The organism is Fertoeibacter niger (assembly GCF_009380135.2).
Lineage (GTDB): Bacteria > Pseudomonadota > Alphaproteobacteria > Rhodobacterales > Rhodobacteraceae > Fertoeibacter > Fertoeibacter niger.
The window spans coordinates 24,560-43,636 of sequence record NZ_WHUT02000018.1 but is presented as its reverse complement, the minus strand read 5'-3'; the positions used below and the strand labels follow the sequence as shown (position 1 = coordinate 43,636).

Here is a 19,077-nt window from a genome sequence, read left to right as displayed (position 1 = left end):
AATAGTCACAGCGCGCGGCGGCCTGAGGCGGGCTTGGCACTGGACCTTGGCCCGCCATCGCCTTACTTCTGCTGTGAGGAACCGACGAGGCCGCCATGACCCTGCCCCCGCTGACCCTGTATCTGGCCGCGCCGCGCGGGTTTTGTGCGGGCGTGGACCGGGCGATCAAGATCGTGGAGCTGGCGATCCAGAAATGGGGCGCGCCAGTTTATGTGCGCCACGAGATCGTGCACAACAAATATGTGGTGGACGGGCTGAAGGCCCTTGGTGCGGTGTTCGTCGAGGAACTGGATGAGGTGCCGCCCGACCGCCCGGTGATCTTTTCAGCCCATGGCGTGCCCAAGGCGGTGCCAGCCGCCGCCGAGGCGCGGCAGATGGTGTATGTCGATGCCACCTGCCCCCTGGTCAGCAAGGTGCATATCGAGGCGGAGCGCCACCACGAGGCGGGCCTTCAGATGGTGATGATCGGTCATGCGGGCCACCCCGAAACCATCGGCACCATGGGGCAGTTGCCCGAGGGCGAGGTGCTGCTGGTGGAAACCCCCGCCGATGTGGCCGGGCTCGTGGTGCGCGACCCGCAGCGGCTGGCCTATATCACCCAGACCACGCTTTCGGTGGATGACACGGCGGCGGTGGTGGCGGCGTTGCAGGCGCGGTTTCCGGCCATCATCGGGCCGCACAAGGAAGACATCTGCTATGCCACGACCAACCGGCAGGCGAGCGTCAAGGCGATTGCCGGGCGGATTGATGCGCTGCTGGTGATCGGCGCGCCGAATTCCAGCAATTCCAAGCGGCTGGTCGAGGTGGGGCGCGCGGCGGGCTGCGGCTATGCGCAACTGGTGCAGCGGGCGGCGGAGATCGACTGGCGCGCTTTGGATGGCATCCGGTCAGTGGGCATCACGGCGGGGGCATCTGCCCCCGAGGTGCTGGTGAACGAGGTGATCGACGCCTTTCGCGCGCGGTTCGCCACCACGGTCGAACTGGTGGAAACCGCCAAGGAGCGGGTGGAATTCAAGGTGCCCCGCGTGTTGCGCGAACCGGCATGATCCCGCGCGCCGCATTGCTGCTGGGTCTGGCCGGGCTGATCCCTTTCCTGTGGGGGGCCGCCACCGTGTTGTCGCCCGCGCTGGGTGACTGGGGCGCGCGGGCGCTGGGGCCGCGTTTCGTTGGGCCCTATGTGGGGCTGGCCTATGGCACGGTCATCCTGTCGTTCATGTCGGGGGTGCTGTGGGGCTTTGCCACCAAGGCAAATGGAACCGAGGCGGCGTTTGGCTATGCTTTGTCGGTGATCCCGGCGCTGTGGGCGTTTTTCCTGGTGGGCGGCGGGCCTGTGTCGGCGGCGATCTGGCTGGCGGCGGGGTTCGTCCTGCTGCTGGGGCTGGATGTGATGTTCTGGCGGCAGGGGCTGGCCCCGCATTGGTGGCTGCGGCTGCGGTTTGGCCTGAGTGCGGTGGTGGTGGCGTGCCTGATGGTGCCGGTGTTTGCCTGAGGACGCCTGCGCGGTGGAAAATCCGCATGACGGACAATTTCATGTGACGCAGAGCGCGCTCCCCCGCTAGTCTGGCAAAAAGCCAAAGGGGTGCCGATGCTGAAACTGCTGTGCTTGTGTCTGGGTCTTGCCGCCGCGACAGGCGCTGCGATTGCGGGTGTGACCGAGGATGCGGGTGCCGCCGAACCGGCGGACCTGGTTGGGGATGCCGCCGAACCGGCGGGCGTGGCCGGGGATGCCGACCTTGCTGACATGGACGAGTTGTTCACGCTTTACGAGCAACTGCTGGCGGCGCAGTTCGTCGGGCTGGAAACGCCGGTGCTGGCCGGGCCTGACACGCCGCCGCCCTGTGCGCCAGGGCGGGCGGGGGTGACGCGCGGCCTCCTTGTGGCAGCGGACCAATGGACAGGGCACGAGCCGTCATGGCTGCAAGGGCCAGTCAATGATGTGGCCTTTCTGCGCAACGCCATGGTGGCACGCGGGGCAGCGTCCGAAAATCTGCACATGCTGCTGGGTGATGATGCCACGCGCGCCGGGTTTGATGCGGCTGCCGCACAGCTGCTGGCCGCTGCCGGCTGTGGCGATTCGGTGATGCTGCACATCTCGGGCTGGGCATTTGGCGCGGAAATCATCGCGCCTTCGCTGGGCGATGGCGGCCCCTTTGACAGCGATGAGATTGCCCCGACGCTGGCGGAACTGGCTGCGCGCAGCCTTGAGGGCAACCGCTTTGACCGGCTGGCCGCCGCCGGACCGTTCGTGATCCTGAATCAGAGCGCACCGGGCGTGGCCGATGTGCTGTCGCCTGCGGCGCTGTCCGATTACATCACCGCGCTGCGTAACCGGGGCGCGGATGTGACGGTGATCCTTGACACATCGGATGCCGAAGCCCTGCGGCTGGAGGACCGGCAGGCACAGGTGGACCCGGCCCGCCTGTGGCGCGAAACCGTGCGGGCGGGCAGCACCGCGCCCGTGGCCCCGCCTGCGATGCTGTCGGCGGGGGCCGGGGCCATGACGGTGTATTACGGCACCGGCATTGGCGAGTTGACGGTGGAAATGCTGCTGCCACGCGGCGCGCCTGACCGGCGCTATTACGGCGTGTTCAGCTTTCGCCTTGCCACGGCGCTGTTGCAGGCAGAACGAACCTCGCCCCCCGCCCTGTCGCGGATGATCGCCACGCTGGAGGCGGATGGCCAGGTGGACCGGCAGTGGACCCATGTGTTTTCCACCACCGACCCGGAACGCGACCTGATCGCCGAAAGCCGCCCGCCCGCCAGCCAGCAGAAGGGCAGCATCCGCATCATCGACCCCGCCCCCACCCGCGCCGCCGCCCGGATGGACATGCCCCGCGTCACCCTGCGCGGGCAGGTGCAGGCAGCGGCGGAAACCATGATCGTGACGGTGAACGGCCAGACCGCCCTTTCGGCACCGGATGGCAGTTTCAGCCATGACATCGACCTGCAAGCCGGGGTCAACCGCATCGACGTTCTGGCGATGACGCGCGACAACCAGCCGCTGACGCATTCGTTTGAGCTGTATTTCGAGGGCGACATGGCGGCGCTGCGTGGCACGGGCACGCGCTATGCCCTGCTGATCGCCAATCAGGATTACCCCGAAGGCTCGGGGCTGGCCCCGCTGGAAACCCCGATCGGCGATGCCGAGGCGCTGGCGGCCTTGCTGACCGCCGATTACGGTTTTGTCACCGAAGCGGTGACACCCGAGGGCGAGGCGCTGCCGCTGTTCCTGCGCAATGCCGGACGGATCGAGATTGAAACCGCGCTTTACCAGATCAGCCGCATCGCGGGGGCGCAGGATACGGTGCTGATCTTTTACGCTGGCCACGGGATTTACGAACAGGCCACGCAGGGCGCGTTCTGGCTGCCGGTGGATGCGCGCGCCGGGCTGCCGTTTTCCTATCTTCCCGCCGCCGCGATCACCGATGCGATCCTGCGGATCGAGGCGGGGTCGGTGCTGGTGATTTCCGACAGCTGCTATTCCGGTGCGCTGCTGCGCGGCGAGGCGGTGGCCGAGGCGGTGGAGGGCGACCGGCTGCGCGCCTTGCAGCGGCTGGCGGCGAAACGGTCGCGCATCGTCATCGCCTCGGGCGGGAATGAGCCGGTGCTGGATGGCGGCGGGGGTGGGCATTCGGTGTTCGCCCGCGCGCTGCTGACAGGGCTGGCCGAAATGGAGGATGAGGCGTTTTCGGCGCGTGAGCTGTTCGACCGCTATCTGCTGCCCTTGGTGGTGGGTCAGGCGGCGCAGGAACCGCAATACCGCCCCATCGACCGCGCGGGCCATGAAGGCGGCGATGTGGTGCTGGCGCGGGTGGAGTAGCGGCGGGGCATCGGCAACCTGTGTGACACCAAAATCCTTCAAAGGACTTTGCCAAAAAGTTTCTGAAAACTTTTTGCCTGCGTCCCGCGCGGCTTGCCTCGCCCACGGCCTTCGGATACCCCGCCTGCATGCCAGAGCTTTACGCCTATACCGACGGTGCCTGCAGCGGAAATCCCGGCCCGGGGGGCTGGGGTGTGTTGATGCTGGCGCGCGACGGCGACAATGTGCTGAAGGAACGCACCCTGCAAGGCGGCGAGGCCGACACCACCAACAACCGCATGGAACTGCTGGCGGCGATTTCCGCGCTGGAGGTGCTGGAGCGGCCATCGACCCTGATCATCGTGACCGACAGCGCCTATGTGAAAAACGGCGTCACCACCTGGATCCACGGCTGGAAACGCAATGGCTGGCGCACGGCGGACAAAAAGCCGGTGAAGAATGTCGATCTGTGGCAACGGCTGGATCTGGCACAGGCCCGGCACAAGGTGGAATGGCGCTGGATCAAGGGCCATGCGGGCCATGCCGAGAATGAGCGGGCAGATGAATTGGCCCGCGCCGGGATGGCCCCTTTCAAGCCCGCGCCGCGGGCTGCAAAATGACGCTGCTGCTGGCGCTGGATTATGCGTCGGTGGCTGTGTTCGCGCTGACCGGGGCGCTGGTCGCGTCACGCTCGCAGCTTGACATCGTGGGTTTCATCTTCATCGCCTGCCTGACGGCGGTGGGGGGCGGCACTGTGAGGGATGCGCTGTTGAACCGCGAGGTGTTCTGGGTGCGCGACCCCGCCCTGCTGGCCGTGGCGGCGCTGGCGGCGGTGGTGGTGTTCTTTGCCGCGCACCGGCTGGAAAGCCGCTACCGCGCGATCCTGTGGCTGGATGCCTTTGCGCTGGCGGTGGCCGTGCCTGCGGGCGTGGGTGTGGCCATGGGGCTTGGCTGGCCGGTTGTGCTGGTGATGGGCATGATCACCGGCTGCATGGGCGGGCTGATGCGCGATGTGGTCTGCAACGAGGTGCCCTTGGTGCTGAAACAGGGCGAATTGTATGTGACGGCGGCCTTTGCCGGTGCGGTGGCGGCGGTGCTGGCCGGGGTCGCTGGTGCGGGTGACGCGGTCGCGCTGATGGCCTGCGCGGCGGTGACGCTGGTGCTGCGGGCGGGCAGCCTGCTGTTCGGCTGGCGCCTGCCGGTCTACAAGGCCCGCCCGCCCCGGCCGGAAACGCCAAAACGCTGACCGGCACTTGCGTGTATTTGTGTCGGGATACCGGGCTTTCGGGGTTGCATTACATGAACCAGCGTTCATAATTGCCGGATGCCACGCCCCCGCCTGATCCCCGATGCCCTGATTTTCTCTGCCATCCGCAGCCTGCTGGCCGCCGGGGGGGAAAAGGCCGTGGCCTTTTCATCCGTTGCGCGGGCCACCGGGCTGGCCGCGCCGACGCTGGTGCAACGCTACAAGTCGCGCGACCTGATGCTGCGGGCCGCGCTGGATGCGGGCTGGGACGCGCTGGAGGCCAGCACCACCGCCGCCGAGGCGGAGGCGGAGATGAGCGCAAAAGGCGCGCTGGCCTTGCTCAAGGCGCTGGGTGAGGTGGATATTGCGCTGCTGGCCGCCGATTTTCGCCATGCACGGCTGCGCCAGCGGGCGGCAGACTGGCGCGCGCGGGTGGAAACGGCGCTGGCGCTGCGGCTGGGTGGCGGGGCAAAGGGCCGCGAAACGGCGGCCGCCCTGTTCGCGCTGTGGCAGGGGCAGGCGATGTGGAATGACGCTGGCGGCAAGACATTCCGCCTGAAAGAGGCGGTGAAGCGGCTGATCTGACGTGCAGCCCGGCGTTCTGGCTCAGCGGGCGATATACATCCGCCACAGCCAGATCAGCAGCATCGCCCCGATCACTGCACCCAGAAACATCGCCAGCCAGCCGGTCACGGCCACCAGAATGCGCAGGGCGACCCAGCCGATCACCGCGCCCGCCACGCCGATGGCGATGGTGGTGGGCACATCCGTCTGCACCCGCATGAAGCGGGTGGCCAGAAACCCCGCCGCCGCCCCGATGATGACGATCAGCAGAAACATGGGCATGGCTTGTCCTTTCAGCGGTCTGCGCCGGTCTGGCGCATCGCCAATATGGGGGGCGCCGGGCGGGCTGTGAAGCCCTGCGGTGCCACGTGATCAGGCGGGTTGCGTTGGCCGGTCAGCCCAACCGCTGCGGCAGCACCAGCCCGCGCAGAATCTCGGCGGCCTCCATCGGGCGCTTGCCCTCGCGCTGTGCGGTGGTGATCTCAACCGCGCCGGTGCCGCAGGCGATCGTCAGGCCGCCCATCACCTCGCCCGGTTGGCCCTGCCCCGGCACCACGCGGCTGGCCAGCAGTTTCAGCCGCTCGGCCCCCGCCATGGTCCAGGCACCGGGGAATGGCGACAAGCCCCGGATCAGCCGGTCAACCTGATCTGCCGGGCGCGACCAGTCAATTTGCGCCTCGGCCTTGTCGATCTTGGTGGCATAGGTGATGCCGGTTTCGGGCTGGGGTTCCGGCACCAGATGCGGCAGGCGGTCGAGTGCCTGCACGATCAGCGCGGCCCCCATGGCTGACAGCCGGTCATGCAAAGCGCCTGTCGTTTCCTCGGCCCCGATGGCCGTCGCCTGCCGCAGCAGCACCGGGCCGGTATCCAGCCCCGCCTCCATCTGCATGATGCAGATGCCGGTTTCGGCATCGCCCGCCATGATGGCGCGGTGGATCGGGGCGGCCCCCCGCCAGCGCGGCAAGAGCGATGCGTGGATGTTCAGGCAGCCCAGCGCGGGTGCATCCAGCACGGTTTGCGGCAGGATCAGGCCATAGGCCACCACCACGGCGATATCGGCCCCCAAGGCGGCAAATTCGGCCTGTGCGGCCGGGTCGCGCAGGCTGACGGGGTGGCGCACCGGCAGGCCAAGTGCCTCGGCCCGGGCCTGCACCGGCGAGGGGCGGTCATGCTTGCCACGACCGGCGGGGCGGGGGGGCTGGGAATAGACGGCCAGCACATCATGCGCGGCAAGCAGCGCGTCCAGCACCGGCACCGAAAACTCGGGCGTGCCCATGAAGACCACCTTCATGCCCGGCCCATCCGTTCAATGGCCCGCAGCTTTTCCGCCTTTGCCAGCAGCATCTTGCGCTTCAGCGGGCTGAGGCGGTCGAAATACATTTTCCCTGCCAGATGGTCGATCTGGTGCTGCACCGATGTGGCCCAGAGGTTCACGAAATCGCGGTCCTCCACCATGCCATCGGCGTTCAGATAGCGCACCGTCACGGCCCGGGGCCGGGTGATGACCGCCGACACGCCGGGCAGGTTGGGGCTGGCCTCGTCATGGTCGCGGGGCTGGACGGAGGCATGCAGCACCTGCGGATTGGCCAGCAATATCGCCTGCCCCCGGCTGTCGGAACAATCCACCACCGCCAGCGTCAGGCCGACGCCGATCTGCGGCGCGGCAAGGCCGTAGCCCGGCATCGCATCCATGGTTTCCACCATGTCGGCCCAGATGGCGCGGATGTCATCGGTGATGGCGTCAACCGGCTTGGCCGGGGTTTTCAGCACCTTGTGCGGGTAGGGGATGAAGGCCCGCTTCATCCGGCAAACTCTGCCTCGGCCAAGGCGCGGGCTTCAGGGGAAAGGCGGTGAAAGGTCACGATGCCGTCGAGGTGGTCGTATTCATGCTGCGCGCAGATGGCGGCAAAGCCGGCCAGCGTTTCCTCGCGCAGCGTGCCGTCCAGCATCGTCCACCGCATGGTGACAGACCGGGGCCGAATGATCTGCGTGGTGATGCCGGGGATCGACAGGCAGCCTTCGGGCCCTTCGGCCAGTTCGGGCGAGGACCACAGGATTTCGGGGTTCACCACCACCTCGGGCATGGGATTGCCGTCTTTCCAGCCCACATCCATCACGAATATCCGCAGCAGCACACCCACTTGCGGGGCCGCCAGCCCCCGGCCCGGGGCGGCATACATCGTGTCCAGCATGTCTGCCGCCAGCCGGTTCAGATCGTCGCACAGCACAGCGGGCGCGCAGACCGTGGCAAGGCGTGGATCGGGCCAGCGCAGGATCGGAAGCACCGCCATCAGCGCGCGCCAGCCTCGCGGGCCTTGTCGCGTTTCAGCTTTTCCATCTTGCGGGTGATCATCTGGCGGCGCAGCGGGCGCAGATAGTCGATGAACAGCTTGCCATCCAGATGGTCAATCTCGTGCTGCACGCAGGTGGCCCAGAGGTCAGCAAACTGTTCTTCCTGCACTGCGCCATCCAGATCCATCCAGCGCACGCGCACCTCGGCGGGGCGTTCAACCTCGGCATATTGGTCAGGGATCGACAGGCAGCCTTCCTCATAGGACGAGCGGTCTTCGGATGACCAGATGATTTCGGGGTTGAACAGCACGATGGGGCGCGGGGCCACCAGCGGATCCTTCACGCAATCCATCACGATGATGCGTTTCGTCACGCCGACCTGCGGCGCGGCAAGGCCGATGCCCGGCGCGTCATACATCGTGTCCAGCATGTCTTGCGCCAGTTTGGCAAGCTCGGGTGTCACCTGCGCCACCGGGTCGCAGATTTTTTTCAGGCGCGGGTCGGGGTGGATCAGGATCGGGCGTATCATGCCATGTGATTTAGGGGAATCACCGCAAACGCGCAATGGCGGGATGGTGGCGGGAAGGCCAGAGCAACTTCGGAATTCTCGCCCGAAATTGACAAGATTTTCGGGAATATTTTCCACACTTGAATCAAGTTTTGGTAAATTTTCCCAATAATCAATTCCATATTGGAACTTCCTTTCCGGTTTGCTAGAAGCCGGCCAAACAGTGCAACGAGGCCCCGCATGAGCTTTGATACCCCCGTCAACCGCATCGGCACCCATTCGGTCAAATGGGACATGATGGAAAAGCTTTACGGCGTGCCTGCGGCCTCGGGCATCGCCATGTGGGTGGCGGATATGGAGTTTCGCCCCCCGCAGGTGGTGCAGGACGCAGTCGAGAAAATGGCGGCGCACGGCGTCTATGGCTATTTCGGCGATGACAGCCGGTATCTGGCCGCAATCCGCTGGTGGATGCAGACGCGGCATGGCTGGGATGTGCCGGCCGAGGCGATCTTCACCACGCATGGGCTGGTGAATGGCACGGCGCTGTGTGTGGATGCCTTTACGCAGCCCGGCGATGCGGTCGTGCTGATGACGCCGGTGTATCACGCCTTTGCCCGGGTGATCAAAGGCGCGGGCCGCAGCGTGACCGAATGCCCGCTGGTGATGCAGGACGGGCGGCAGATGATGGACTTCACCGCCTGGGATGCGCTGATGACCGGGCGCGAGACCATGCTGATCCTGTGTTCGCCGCACAATCCCGGCGGTCGGGTCTGGACGGTGGCGGAATTGCAGGGCGTGGCCGATTTCTGCGCCCGCCACAACCTGCTGCTGGTGTCGGATGAGATCCATCATGATCTGGTGTATCCCAGCCAGAAACACACCGCCATGCCATTGGCCGCCCCCGGCATCGCCGACCGGCTGGTGATGATGACGGCCACCACGAAAACCTTCAACATCGCGGGGGCACATATCGGCAATGTCATCATCACCGATCCGGCGCTGCGTGCGCGCTTTGCCGAACGGATGAACGCGATGGGCATTTCGCCCAATGCCTTTGGCATGCACATGGCCACGGCGGCCTACAGCCCCGAGGGCGCGGTCTGGGTCGATGGGCTGATGGCCTATCTGGACGGCAACCGGCAGATGTTCGATGCGGCGGTGAACGCCATTCCCGGCCTGCAATCGACGCCGCTGGAGGCGACCTATCTGGCATGGGTCGATTTTTCCGGCACGGGCATGACGCTGCCCGAAATGCTGGCGCGGGTGGAAAAGGGCGCGGGCATCTGCACCAACCATGGCACCAGTTTCGGCACCGGGGGCGAGACATTCCTGCGCTTCAATCTGGCCGCCCCGCGCGCGCAGGTGGCCGAGGCGGTGGCGCGCCTGCAACGCGCCTTTGCCGATCTGCAATAGCCCTCAGTCGCAGCCGGTCAGATACCAGATTTCATCGGCAAGGATGACCGGCTCGGCACCCCCATTGGTGGCATACCACAGCGCTGACCCCAGCCCCGTGATGAAGATCGCATCCGGGGCGCGGGCGCTGCCCTGCGGCAAAAACTCCGGGTAGGGCACAAGGCGGGCATCGGGGCCGGTGGCAAGGAACAGCACCGGAAAATCCAGATCGGCAAGGCGCGGGCCGTCGGCCAGCAGATAGGTGCCGCCAAAACCCTGCGACTGTTCGGGCCGCAGCACCTCGGGCGGGCGCCCGGCGATCAAAAAGTCAAGCTCCAGATCCGAATAGGCGGTCGGGTGGTCCACCAGCCGCAAGTGCAGGCGGGCCATGCTGCCTTCGGGGTCGCTGGCGGGCACATATTGCGCGCCTGCCCCCAGACATTCCGCCTGCGCCACCCCTGCAACCAGCAGCAGAGCCAGCGCAAGATCAGTTCTTTGAAAGATAGCCCACGGGCGCATTTTCATCTTTCCAGAAATCCAGCGGGGCCACGTCGCGCACAAGGGTGGATCGTTTGAAATCGCAGATCAACTCGCCATTCTCGACGTTGGAGGCCACGATCAGGCATTGGCAGATGTGCCGCGCGCCGTCATAGACATCGACCAGACCGCGCAACCGGGGCGTGCGGGCAGCATCAAGGGCAAAGCCTTCGTCCCACAGCCGCAGCACGGGAAACACCGCATCGCCCAGTTGCACCCGCAGCCGCGACTTGCGTTTCCTGTCACGCTTGCGCGCGGCTTCCAGCCCTTCACGGACTTCCTTCGGCAGAAACTCCAGCATCACACCCTCCCGTGCGTAAGGTAAGCCTCTGCCAATGCTGCGAAAAAATCAAGCCCAGCCGCTGTGTTGCGCAAGATCCACATGTAGCGTGCCGAAAAAGCCACGGGTGGGCGGGGTGACACGCTGCTGCGCCGCCAATGCTGCGACTGCACCTTCGCTGCGCCAGAATGGTTGCCTTGCGGCGGTGAATGCGCTTTCTGTGGCGCGACAGCGAAGGAGTCGCCCGTGACCCTGCCCTACCATCATGACGCGCCTGACCATGGCGGCGACATCGACGCAGCGGTGGCGCGTTTCGGCGGCGTGCGGGAGGGCTGGATCGACCTGTCGACCGGCATCAACCCGCAGCCCTACCCGCTGCCCGATTTTGCGCCGGATGTCTGGGCGGCGCTGCCCGACCGGGCGGCAGAGATGGCCTTGCAGACAGCCGCGCGGCGGTTCTGGCGCGTGCCCGAGGGGGCGGGGGTGCTGGCGGCCCCCGGGGCCTCGGCGCTGATCGCGCAATTGCCGCATCTGGTGCCGCCGGGGCGGGTGGCCATTCCGGGGCCGACCTATAACGAGCATGGCCGGGCCTTTGCGGCGGCGGGGTGGCGTCTGGGCGCAGGCGATGCGCTGGTGCTGGTGAACCCGAACAACCCTGATGGCCGGGTCTGGGCCGTAGCCGAGGCTGAGGCGCCGTTCTGCATCATCGACGAGAGTTTCTGCGATGTGGGCCCTGACGCATCGCTGATTTCGCTGGCCGCGCGGCCCGGCACGGTTGTGCTGAAAAGTTTCGGCAAATTCTGGGGGCTGGCGGGGTTGCGGCTGGGCTTTGCCATCGGTGATCCGGCGCTGCTGGCGGGGCTGGCGGCGCGTCTGGGGCCTTGGCCCGTATCCGGCCCCGCGCTGGTGGTGGGGGCGCTGGCGCTGGCGGATGAGGGCTGGGCTGCGGCCACCCGCGCCCGGCTGGATGTTGACGCCGCGCGGCTGGATGCGCTGGTGCCCGCAGCACTGGTAGGGGGCACGCCGCTGTTCCGGCTTTACGACACGCCCGATGCCGCGCGCTGGCAGGCGGCACTGGCCCGGCATCATGTCTGGAGCAGGGTATTCCCCTATTCCGCACGCTGGCTGCGCCTTGGTCTGCCCGGCACCGGCCAATGGGACCGGGTGGCTGCCGCATTGAGAGAGGTGAACGCATGAGTGCCGCCCTGCTGATCCCCGCGCTGCTGCTGGACGCGGCCTTGGGCGAACCGAAATGGCTGTGGAACCGCTGGCCGCATCCGGCGGTGCTGATGGGCCGGGCCGTGGACTGGGCCGATGCGCGGCTGAACCGGGGCGAGGGGCGCAAGGCGCGCGGCATTGCGGCGATGGCCGGGCTGGGGCTGGCGGCGCTGGGGCTGGGCTGGGCGATCCACCTGATCCCCGACTTCGGGCTGCTGGAGGTGATCGTGGCCGCGATGCTGCTGGCGCAAAGATCGCTGGTGGATCATGTGCGGGCGGTGGGCGATGCGCTGCGGCTGTCGCTTAACGACGGGCGGCGCATGGTGGCGCGGATCGTGGGGCGCGACACGGCCGCGATGGATGAACCCGCCGTAGCCCGCGCGGCGATTGAAAGTGCTGCGGAAAACCTCAGCGACGGGGTGATCGCCCCGGCCTTCTGGTTTCTGGTCGGCGGGCTGCCCGGGCTGCTGCTGTACAAGATCACCAACACGGCCGACAGCATGATCGGCCACCGCACCCCCCGGCATGAGGAATTCGGCTGGGCCGCCGCGCGGTTCGATGATCTGCTGAACCTGATCCCGGCGCGGCTGACGGCCCTGCTGATCGCCGTCACGCACTGGCGGCCGGATGCGGCATCGCCCGTGCTGCGTGACGCGCCGCTGCACCGTTCGCCCAATGCGGGCTGGCCCGAAGCGGCGATGGCCGTGGTGCTGGACGTGCCGCTGTCAGGGCCGCGCAGCTATCACGGGGCGCTGCGCGATTACCCTTGGGTCTATCCCGAGGGGCTGCGGGTGCCGGGGCCGGATGCCATTGACGCCGCCTGCGCCGCGCTGTGGCGGGCCTGGGGTGGGCTCTTGGTCATCGGGGTGCTGCTGGCGCTGATCTGACCAAGGCGGTTGCCTGATTTGCCCATGCTGCTAGGGTGGAGGCAGAATTTTACCGGAGTGTCCCATGCGTTTGCCCGTTTTCGCGCTGATCGCCGCCCTTGCCGCCGCCCCGGCGCTTGCCGCGCCCTGCGGCGGTGGTTTCAACGATTTCATCCGCGCCATGAAGGCCGAGGCCGTGGCCAAGGGCCAGCCACAGGCCGATGTGGATGCGTTTTTCGCCAACGTGAAACAGGACAGCCGGGTGATCAAGGCCGACCGCTCGCAAGGCGTGTTCCGCAAGACCTTCATCGATTTCTCGCGCAGCCTGATCAGCCAGAACCGGATCAGCAACGGCGCGGCCAATTCCCGCAAGTTCGACAGCACATTCAAACGAGCCGAGCGCGAGTTTGGCGTATCACGCGGCATTCTGCTGGCCTTCTGGGCGTTCGAGACCGATTTCGGCGCGGTGCAGGGTGATTTCAACACGGTGAACGCGCTGGTCACGTTGGGCCATGACTGCCGCCGGCCGGAACTGTTCCAGCCACAGGTGCACGCGGCGATTGAGCTTTTTCGTCAGGGCATGATCGACCCCGCGCGCACCACCGGGGCCTGGGCGGGCGAGATCGGCATGGTGCAGATGCTGCCTGCCGACATTCTGGCGCGCGGGGTGGATGGCGACGGGGATGGCAAGGTATCGCTGAAAACCTCGGCCCCTGATGCGCTGCTGTCGGGCGCGCGGATGCTGCAACACCACGGCTGGCGCGCGGGTGAGCCCTGGCTGCAAGAGGTGGTTTTGCCCGCCAACCTTGACTGGTCAAAGACCGGGCTGGATACCACGCTTTCCACGAATGACTGGGCAAAGATGGGTGTTCAGGCGCGTGAGGGCGGATTGCCCCGGGGGCTGCCCGCGTCAGTATTGCTGCCGCAGGGGCGCAAGGGGCCGGCATTTCTGGCCTATCCGAATTACAAGGTGCTGTTCGAATGGAACAAGAGCTTTGTCTATGTGACCACCGCCGCCTATTTCGGCACACGGCTGGAAGGCGCGTCGGCCTATGACGCGGGCAATCCGGACGAGGCGCTGTCGGAAAGCCAGATGAAATCATTGCAACAGAAACTGGCGGCGCGCGGGCATGACGTGGGCGCGATCGACGGCATTCTGGGCGCGTTGAGCCGGGCCGCGGTGCAGAAGGAACAGGTCAGGCTGGGCTTGCCCGCCGATGCCTGGCCCACGCGCGAGTTGCTGAACGCATTGTGAGTGGCTGGGGCATCTGCACCACGGTCAAGGCCCCGCCCGATCAGGTGCGGGCCTTTGCGGCCTATCATCTGGGGTTGGGGGCGGCGCGGATCTGGCTGTTCTTTGACGACCCCGATGACCCGGCGGCGGCTGTGCTGGAGACGTGGGACAGGGTAGAGGTGACGCGCTGCACCGAGGCCTGGTGGCACGCCACCTGCAAGCGGCGGCCCGAACGGCACCAGAACCGGCAGGCGCGCAACATGCAGGCGGTCTATGCGCGCACTACCCTGCCTTGGGTCGCGCATGTCGACGTGGATGAATTTCTGTTGCCCGATCTGCCGGTGGCCGAGGCTTTGGCCGCGATGCCCGACGACCGCGCGATGCTGCGCATGGCCCCGTGGGAGGCGCTGCACGACCCCGGCCTGCCCGATGACATCTTTACCGCGCGGGCCTTTCGGTCGGCGATCAAGGGACCACAGCGGCAGGCGCTGCGCGATCTGGCCTTCGGGCCTTACGCGCCGTTGCTGCCAGATGGGGTGCTGAGCCATTCAGCCGGAAAGTGCTTCTTCCGCACCGGCGTGTCGCGGATGGAGCCGCGGCTGCATGGCGCTTTCCGCGCCGGGGTGCGGATGGAGGGCGGGGCCTTTCACCCCGGCATAGCCTTGCTGCATTTCCATGCCGAAGACCCCGCGCGCTGGCAGGACCGGCTGGCCTTTCGCCTGTCGCATGGGGCCTACAACTACAACCCGGCGCTTCAGGCGCATCTGCTGGCCACCGATGCCGACGGGGTGGCGGATTTCTATGCGCGCGTGCAGGCCCCGGATGCCGATGTGCGGGCGGGGCTGGCTGCGGCGGGGATTTTGCGTGAAGCCGAACTTCACCTGCGCAAGGGGCTGTCGGCGTTCGAGGGGGGCTGAGATGATGGGTGTGAACGAGGCGGAACTGATGGCAGCCCTGCCGCATGTGCTGGCTGCGCCAAAGGATACGGGGGTGATCGCCAGCCTGTGTTTTCGCCCCGGCTACAACCTGCGGCAGTTTCCCGACCGGCTGCGGCTGACCCGGGCCGAAGGCGTGCCGGGCGAGCGTTGGCTGACCGCGCCCTGGCTGCGGCAGGCCGATGGGTCGCCCGATCCGCGCATCCAGGTGTCGATCCTGCCTGCGCGGGTCTGCGATCTGGTCTGGCGTGACCGCGAAGGCACGCCGCACCCCGGCGACACGATTGTGGCCGATATGGACATGACCGAGGCGAACCTGCCCGCGGGCACGCTGGTGCAGGCGGGCACGGCGGTGCTGCGTGTGTCGGCGGTGTTCAACGACGGCTGCGTGAAATGGAAAGCCCGCTATGGCGCAGCGGCTAAGGATTGGATCATTGCCCATCCGGCCCTGCGCCTGCGGGGCGTGCTGTGCGCCGTGGAGCGGGATGGCGAGGTGCACCTGGGCGACGTGCTGCGGAAGCTCTGACCATTCGCCATGGATCGCAGCGGTGACAGGCGTAGCGGAGTGTGATCGACAACGACGTCAGGCGACCAGCGCCTCGGCCCTCTTCAGGTCCACCGATACAAGCTGGCTGACCCCCTGTTCGGCCATGGTCACACCGAACAGCCGGTCCATCCGGGCCATGGTCACGGCATGGTGGGTGATGATCAGGAAACGGGTTTCGGTGCGGCGGGTCATCTCGTCCAGAAGGTCGCAGAACCGCGTCACGTTGGCATCGTCCAGCGGCGCATCCACCTCGTCCAGCACGCAGATGGGCGAGGGGTTGGCCAGGAACACCGCAAAGATCAGCGCCATGGCCGTCAGCGTCTGTTCGCCCCCTGACAGCAGCGACAGGGTGGAAAGTTTCTTGCCCGGCGGCTGGCACATGATTTCCAGCCCCGCCTCCAGCGGGTCATCGGATTCCACCAGCACCAGCTTGGCCTCGCCACCACCGAACAGATGGGTGAACAGCGTGGCGAAACTGGCGTTCACCTGCTCAAACGCGGTCAGCAGGCGCTCGCGCCCCTCGCGGTTCAGGCCCGCAATACCGGCGCGCAGTTTCTTGACCGCTTCGGTCAGATCGAATTTTTCCTGCGCCAGCATGTCATGTTCGGCCTGCACCGCTTTCGCATCCTCCTCGGCGCGCAGGTTCACGGCACCAAGCGATTCACGCTGGCGTTTCAGGCGGTTCACATCGGTTTCCAGCGCCTCGGCGGCGGGCATGCGGTCGGGTGGCAGGCCCAGACTGTCCAGCAATTGCTGGGGGGTCTGTTCGGCCTCTTCGCGGATGCGGGTTACGGCGGCGTCGGTGGCCTGTTCTGCCGCATCGGCGCGGGCCTCGGCGCGGGCCCGTGCCTCGCGCGCCTCGCCAGCCAGCCGTTCGGTGTCGCGTTCCTGCGCCTGTGCCGCGCGCAGGGCGGCCTCGGCGGCTGCCAGAGCCTCGGCGGCACGGGCGCGACGGTCCTCGGCGGCCTCCATCGCCTCGGCAAGTTCGGCGCGCTTTTCGGCGATTTCCTCGGGGGCGGCGGCGGCTTCGCGCAGTTCCTCTTCGGCATCGGCCTTGCGTTCGGCCAGTTCGGCGCTGCGGCGTTCGGCCGTATCCAGCCGCTGGCGCCAGTTGGCCAGTTCCTTGAACACCTCTTGCTGGCGGCGCAGCCGGGCCTCGCCCTCGCGCCGCAACTCGTCATGCGCCGAGCGGCGGGCCATCATCGTGATGCGTGCCGCCTCGACGGCGGTTTTCAGCGTCTCGACCGCCGCGCGGGCGGCCCCCAGATCAGGCAGGGCGGTGGCAGAATCGGTGGCTTCGCGCAGGCGGGCGCGGGCCGCCATCGCCTCGTCCTCGTGCCGGGTGACGGCCAGCCGCGCGGCCTCCAGCTTGCCAGTGGCGATCGATCGGTCGGCCTCGGCCCGCGACAGCGCGCGGTTGGCCTCGGTCACGCGGGCATCGGCGGCGCGGCGGGCGTCGCGCGCCATCTGGTCGGCGCGGGCCAGATCGGCAAGCCGGGCCTGGAGCTGTTCATGCACCGCTTTGGCGGCGTCGGCGCGGGCGGCCACATCCTCCAGCTCGGTTTTCAGGGCGGCCAGCCGGTTCAGCTGCCGCAGCCGCAGCGCAGCGGCAGAGGGCGCATCCTCGGCCCCTGCGCGAAAACCGTCCCAGCGCCAGAGATCGCCTGCCAGTGACACCAGCACCTGCCCGGGCAGCAGCGCCGGTTGCAACTGCGGCCCCTGCCCCGGCACCACAAGCCCGATCTGGGCCAGACGGCGGGTCAGCACGGCGGGCGCGGTGACATGGGCGGTGATCGGCGCGGCCCCGGCGGGAAGCGGCTGGGCTGCGTCATAGTCCGGCAGGGCGGCCCAGCCGGATCGCGCATCGCCCGCCACTTCGGGCGCGCGCAGGTCATCGGCCAAAGCGGCCCCCAGCGCCGCCTCATAGCCCGGCACCACTTGCAACCGGTCCAGCAGTTGCGTGCCTGCGGTGCTTTCGCGGTCCACCAGACGGGCCAGCGCGGCCACCTCCGCACGCAGGGCATTCGCCTCGCCTTCCGCAGATGACCGCGCAGCGCGGGCCTCGGCCTCGCGCCCTTGTGTCTCGGTGCGGGCGTCTTCGGCGGCGGCAAGCGCCTCTTCGGTGGCCTCGGCCAGTTCCGCAGCCTCGGTCTGGGCCTGTTCGGCGGCCTCGAAGGCCTCGGCGGCGGCTTGTTGTGCTGCGCTGGCTGCATCCACGGCGGCGCGGGCGCGTCCCGCTTCGCCCTCGGCGCGCTGCAAGCTGGCCTCGGTGTCCTGCGCAAGCCGCTGCGCCGACTGGTGGCGGGCGGCCAGCCGGGCCACATCCTCGGCCTGTTCCGCCTGCATGGCCTCGCGGTCTGACAGGATCGCGGCCGCCTCGCGCGCCACATCCTGCGCCTCGGCCAGCCGGGCATCGTGGCCATCATGCGCGCGGGCCAGTTGTGTCTGTTCCCAATCCAGCCGGGCGATGGTGTCTTCGGCGTCACGGTTCAGCCCCGCCTCGCGCTCGGCATCGCGGCTGAGTTGGTCGATGCGGGCCATCAGACTGTCCATCGCGGCGCGGGCACGGGCCTCTTCGGCGCTCAATGTATCGCGCTGCACGGTCAGGCGTTGCAGGATGGCGCCCGCAATCGCCTCTTCCTCGCGCCGGGGCGGCAGGGCGGCGTCAGCGGCATCGCGGGCGCTGGTCGCCGCACGCGCCGCAGCCTCGGCCTGTGCCGCCGCCAGCAGCCGTTCGCGCAAGGCGGTGTCGGCCTCGGACCGCGCCTGATCGGCCTCGCGCCAGCGGCGGTAAAGCAGGCTGCCCTCGGCACGGCGCAATTCCTCGCCGATCTCGCGGTAGCGGGCGGCCTGCCGGGCCTGCCGGGCCAGCGTGGCCAGTTGCTGCGCCAGCGCCTCGATCACGTCATCGACGCGGGCGAGGTTGGTCTCCGTCGCCGACAGCCGCAATTCCGCCTCGTGCCTGCGCTGGTAGAGGCCGGAGATGCCCGCCGCCTCTTCCAATATCCGCCGCCGGGATTTGGGCTTGGCGTTGATCAGCTCGGCAATCTGGCCCTGCCGCACCAATGCGGGCGAATGCGCCCCGGTCGAGGCATCGGCAAACAGCATCTGGATGTCGCGCGCGCGCACATCCTTGGTATTGGCCTTGTAGGCCGAACCCGCATCGCGGGTGATGCGGCGCACAATCTCGATCTGGTCCTGATCGTTGAAGCCTGACGGGGCCAGCCGGTCGGCGTTGTCGATGACCAGCGCCACCTCGGCAAAGTTCCTCGCGCCGCGCGTGGCGGCCCCGGCAAAGATCACATCCTCCATCCCGCCGCCGCGCATCGCCGTAGGGCGGTTTTCACCCATGACCCAGCGCAGCGCCTCCAGCAGATTGGATTTGCCGCAGCCATTGGGGCCGACCACGCCTGTCAGCCCCTCCTGGATCACCAGATCCGTGGGGTCCACAAAGCTTTTGAAGCCGTTCAGGCGCAGGCGGGTGAACCGCAAGGGGCAGCTCCGGGTCGGGGTGGGGCCGGTGATTCCGACAAGCTGCTATCCTCTGGCCCGTCGGCGGGCAAGTCAACCGCAGGCCCGCAGGATGTGGCGGTGCGGCTGGGCTTATCCCCAACATCTTGGCGGATTGACGCCATCCGTCCCCATAGTGAGTATGCGGA

At 67.6% G+C, this 19,077-nt stretch carries 21 protein-coding genes; 12 read left to right on the top strand and 9 right to left on the bottom strand.

Annotated features, from left to right (window positions below; translation table 11 throughout):
* Positions 1–95 precede the first annotated feature (95 nt).
* The 6 genes from ispH to GEU84_RS19860 all read left to right on the top strand — a co-directional run bounded on the left by ispH (position 96) and on the right by GEU84_RS19860 (position 5,630).
* Positions 96–1,046, top strand: coding sequence for a 4-hydroxy-3-methylbut-2-enyl diphosphate reductase (gene ispH / locus GEU84_RS19885; protein ID WP_174540056.1), 951 nt, complete (start codon positions 96–98; stop codon positions 1,044–1,046).
* The gene (locus GEU84_RS19880; protein ID WP_174540055.1) at positions 1,043–1,489 is read left to right on the top strand and encodes a DUF3429 domain-containing protein; all 447 of its coding nucleotides are present in this window, start codon (positions 1,043–1,045) and stop codon (positions 1,487–1,489) included. The genes ispH and GEU84_RS19880 overlap by 4 nt, the downstream gene beginning before the upstream one ends.
* 96 nt (positions 1,490–1,585) lie before the next feature.
* Positions 1,586–3,820 (top strand): caspase family protein, encoded by a 2,235-nt coding sequence (locus GEU84_RS19875; RefSeq protein ID WP_174540054.1) that lies wholly within the window; start codon positions 1,586–1,588, stop codon positions 3,818–3,820.
* Between the two features lie 128 nt (positions 3,821–3,948).
* Entirely contained in the window at positions 3,949–4,419 is a 471-nt protein-coding gene (rnhA, locus tag GEU84_RS19870) for a ribonuclease HI (RefSeq protein WP_174540053.1), read from the top strand.
* Entirely contained in the window at positions 4,416–5,045 is a 630-nt protein-coding gene (locus tag GEU84_RS19865; protein WP_174540052.1) for a trimeric intracellular cation channel family protein, read from the top strand. The genes rnhA and GEU84_RS19865 overlap by 4 nt, the downstream gene beginning before the upstream one ends.
* Before the next feature lie 78 nt (positions 5,046–5,123).
* Positions 5,124–5,630: a transcriptional regulator gene (locus tag GEU84_RS19860; RefSeq protein WP_174540051.1), complete on the top strand. Its 507-nt coding sequence runs from the start codon at positions 5,124–5,126 to the stop codon at positions 5,628–5,630.
* Between the two features lie 21 nt (positions 5,631–5,651).
* Here GEU84_RS19860 and GEU84_RS19855 read toward each other — a convergent pair whose 3' ends face one another.
* From GEU84_RS19855 to GEU84_RS19830, 6 genes are all read right to left on the bottom strand, one after another.
* Entirely contained in the window at positions 5,652–5,891 is a 240-nt protein-coding gene (locus tag GEU84_RS19855) for a GlsB/YeaQ/YmgE family stress response membrane protein (protein WP_174540050.1), read from the bottom strand.
* Between the two features lie 112 nt (positions 5,892–6,003).
* The gene (gene fmt, locus GEU84_RS19850; RefSeq protein ID WP_174540049.1) at positions 6,004–6,900 is read right to left on the bottom strand and encodes a methionyl-tRNA formyltransferase; all 897 of its coding nucleotides are present in this window, start codon (positions 6,898–6,900) and stop codon (positions 6,004–6,006) included.
* Positions 6,897–7,412, bottom strand: coding sequence for a peptide deformylase (gene def, locus GEU84_RS19845; RefSeq protein WP_174540048.1), 516 nt, complete (start codon positions 7,410–7,412; stop codon positions 6,897–6,899). The genes fmt and def (GEU84_RS19845) overlap by 4 nt, the downstream gene beginning before the upstream one ends.
* On the bottom strand, positions 7,409–7,900 hold the full coding sequence (gene def, locus GEU84_RS19840) for a peptide deformylase (RefSeq protein WP_174540047.1): 492 nt from the start codon (positions 7,898–7,900) through the stop codon (positions 7,409–7,411). Before def (GEU84_RS19840) ends, def (GEU84_RS19845) begins: the two co-directional genes overlap by 4 nt.
* A complete protein-coding gene (gene def / locus GEU84_RS19835; protein ID WP_174540046.1) occupies positions 7,900–8,430 on the bottom strand; it encodes a peptide deformylase in 531 nt (176 codons plus the stop codon). The genes def (GEU84_RS19840) and def (GEU84_RS19835) overlap by 1 nt, the downstream gene beginning before the upstream one ends.
* Positions 8,427–8,591: a hypothetical protein gene (locus GEU84_RS19830; protein WP_174540045.1), complete on the bottom strand. Its 165-nt coding sequence runs from the start codon at positions 8,589–8,591 to the stop codon at positions 8,427–8,429. The genes def (GEU84_RS19835) and GEU84_RS19830 overlap by 4 nt, the downstream gene beginning before the upstream one ends.
* A gap of 58 nt (positions 8,592–8,649) precedes the next feature.
* Here GEU84_RS19830 and GEU84_RS19825 point away from each other — a divergent pair, with 58 nt between their 5' ends.
* Positions 8,650–9,822: a MalY/PatB family protein gene (locus tag GEU84_RS19825; protein WP_174540044.1), complete on the top strand. Its 1,173-nt coding sequence runs from the start codon at positions 8,650–8,652 to the stop codon at positions 9,820–9,822.
* A gap of 3 nt (positions 9,823–9,825) precedes the next feature.
* Here the strand turns inward: GEU84_RS19825 and GEU84_RS19820 are convergent, their stop codons facing one another.
* Together GEU84_RS19820 and GEU84_RS19815 are read right to left on the bottom strand one after the other, a co-directional pair.
* The gene (locus GEU84_RS19820; RefSeq protein WP_174540043.1) at positions 9,826–10,320 is read right to left on the bottom strand and encodes a hypothetical protein; all 495 of its coding nucleotides are present in this window, start codon (positions 10,318–10,320) and stop codon (positions 9,826–9,828) included.
* Positions 10,289–10,639, bottom strand: coding sequence for a hypothetical protein (locus GEU84_RS19815; protein WP_174540042.1), 351 nt, complete (start codon positions 10,637–10,639; stop codon positions 10,289–10,291). The genes GEU84_RS19820 and GEU84_RS19815 overlap by 32 nt, the downstream gene beginning before the upstream one ends.
* A gap of 225 nt (positions 10,640–10,864) precedes the next feature.
* On the opposite strand from GEU84_RS19815, the gene GEU84_RS19810 reads away from it, so the two are divergent.
* From GEU84_RS19810 to GEU84_RS19790, 5 genes are all read left to right on the top strand, one after another.
* The gene (locus GEU84_RS19810) at positions 10,865–11,815 is read left to right on the top strand and encodes a threonine-phosphate decarboxylase (protein WP_338144845.1); all 951 of its coding nucleotides are present in this window, start codon (positions 10,865–10,867) and stop codon (positions 11,813–11,815) included.
* Positions 11,812–12,723 (top strand): adenosylcobinamide-phosphate synthase CbiB, encoded by a 912-nt coding sequence (gene cbiB / locus GEU84_RS19805; RefSeq protein WP_174540041.1) that lies wholly within the window; start codon positions 11,812–11,814, stop codon positions 12,721–12,723. Before GEU84_RS19810 ends, cbiB begins: the two co-directional genes overlap by 4 nt.
* A gap of 64 nt (positions 12,724–12,787) precedes the next feature.
* The gene (locus tag GEU84_RS19800; RefSeq protein WP_174540040.1) at positions 12,788–13,957 is read left to right on the top strand and encodes a lytic murein transglycosylase; all 1,170 of its coding nucleotides are present in this window, start codon (positions 12,788–12,790) and stop codon (positions 13,955–13,957) included.
* On the top strand, positions 13,954–14,853 hold the full coding sequence (locus GEU84_RS21400) for a glycosyltransferase family 2 protein (RefSeq protein WP_174540039.1): 900 nt from the start codon (positions 13,954–13,956) through the stop codon (positions 14,851–14,853). Before GEU84_RS19800 ends, GEU84_RS21400 begins: the two co-directional genes overlap by 4 nt.
* 4 nt (positions 14,854–14,857) lie before the next feature.
* A complete protein-coding gene (locus tag GEU84_RS19790; RefSeq protein WP_174540074.1) occupies positions 14,858–15,397 on the top strand; it encodes an MOSC domain-containing protein in 540 nt (179 codons plus the stop codon).
* Positions 15,398–15,454: 57 nt separating this feature from the next.
* Here GEU84_RS19790 and smc read toward each other — a convergent pair whose 3' ends face one another.
* On the bottom strand, positions 15,455–18,910 hold the full coding sequence (gene smc / locus GEU84_RS19785; protein WP_174540038.1) for a chromosome segregation protein SMC: 3,456 nt from the start codon (positions 18,908–18,910) through the stop codon (positions 15,455–15,457).
* Between the last annotated feature and the right edge of the window lie 167 nt (positions 18,911–19,077).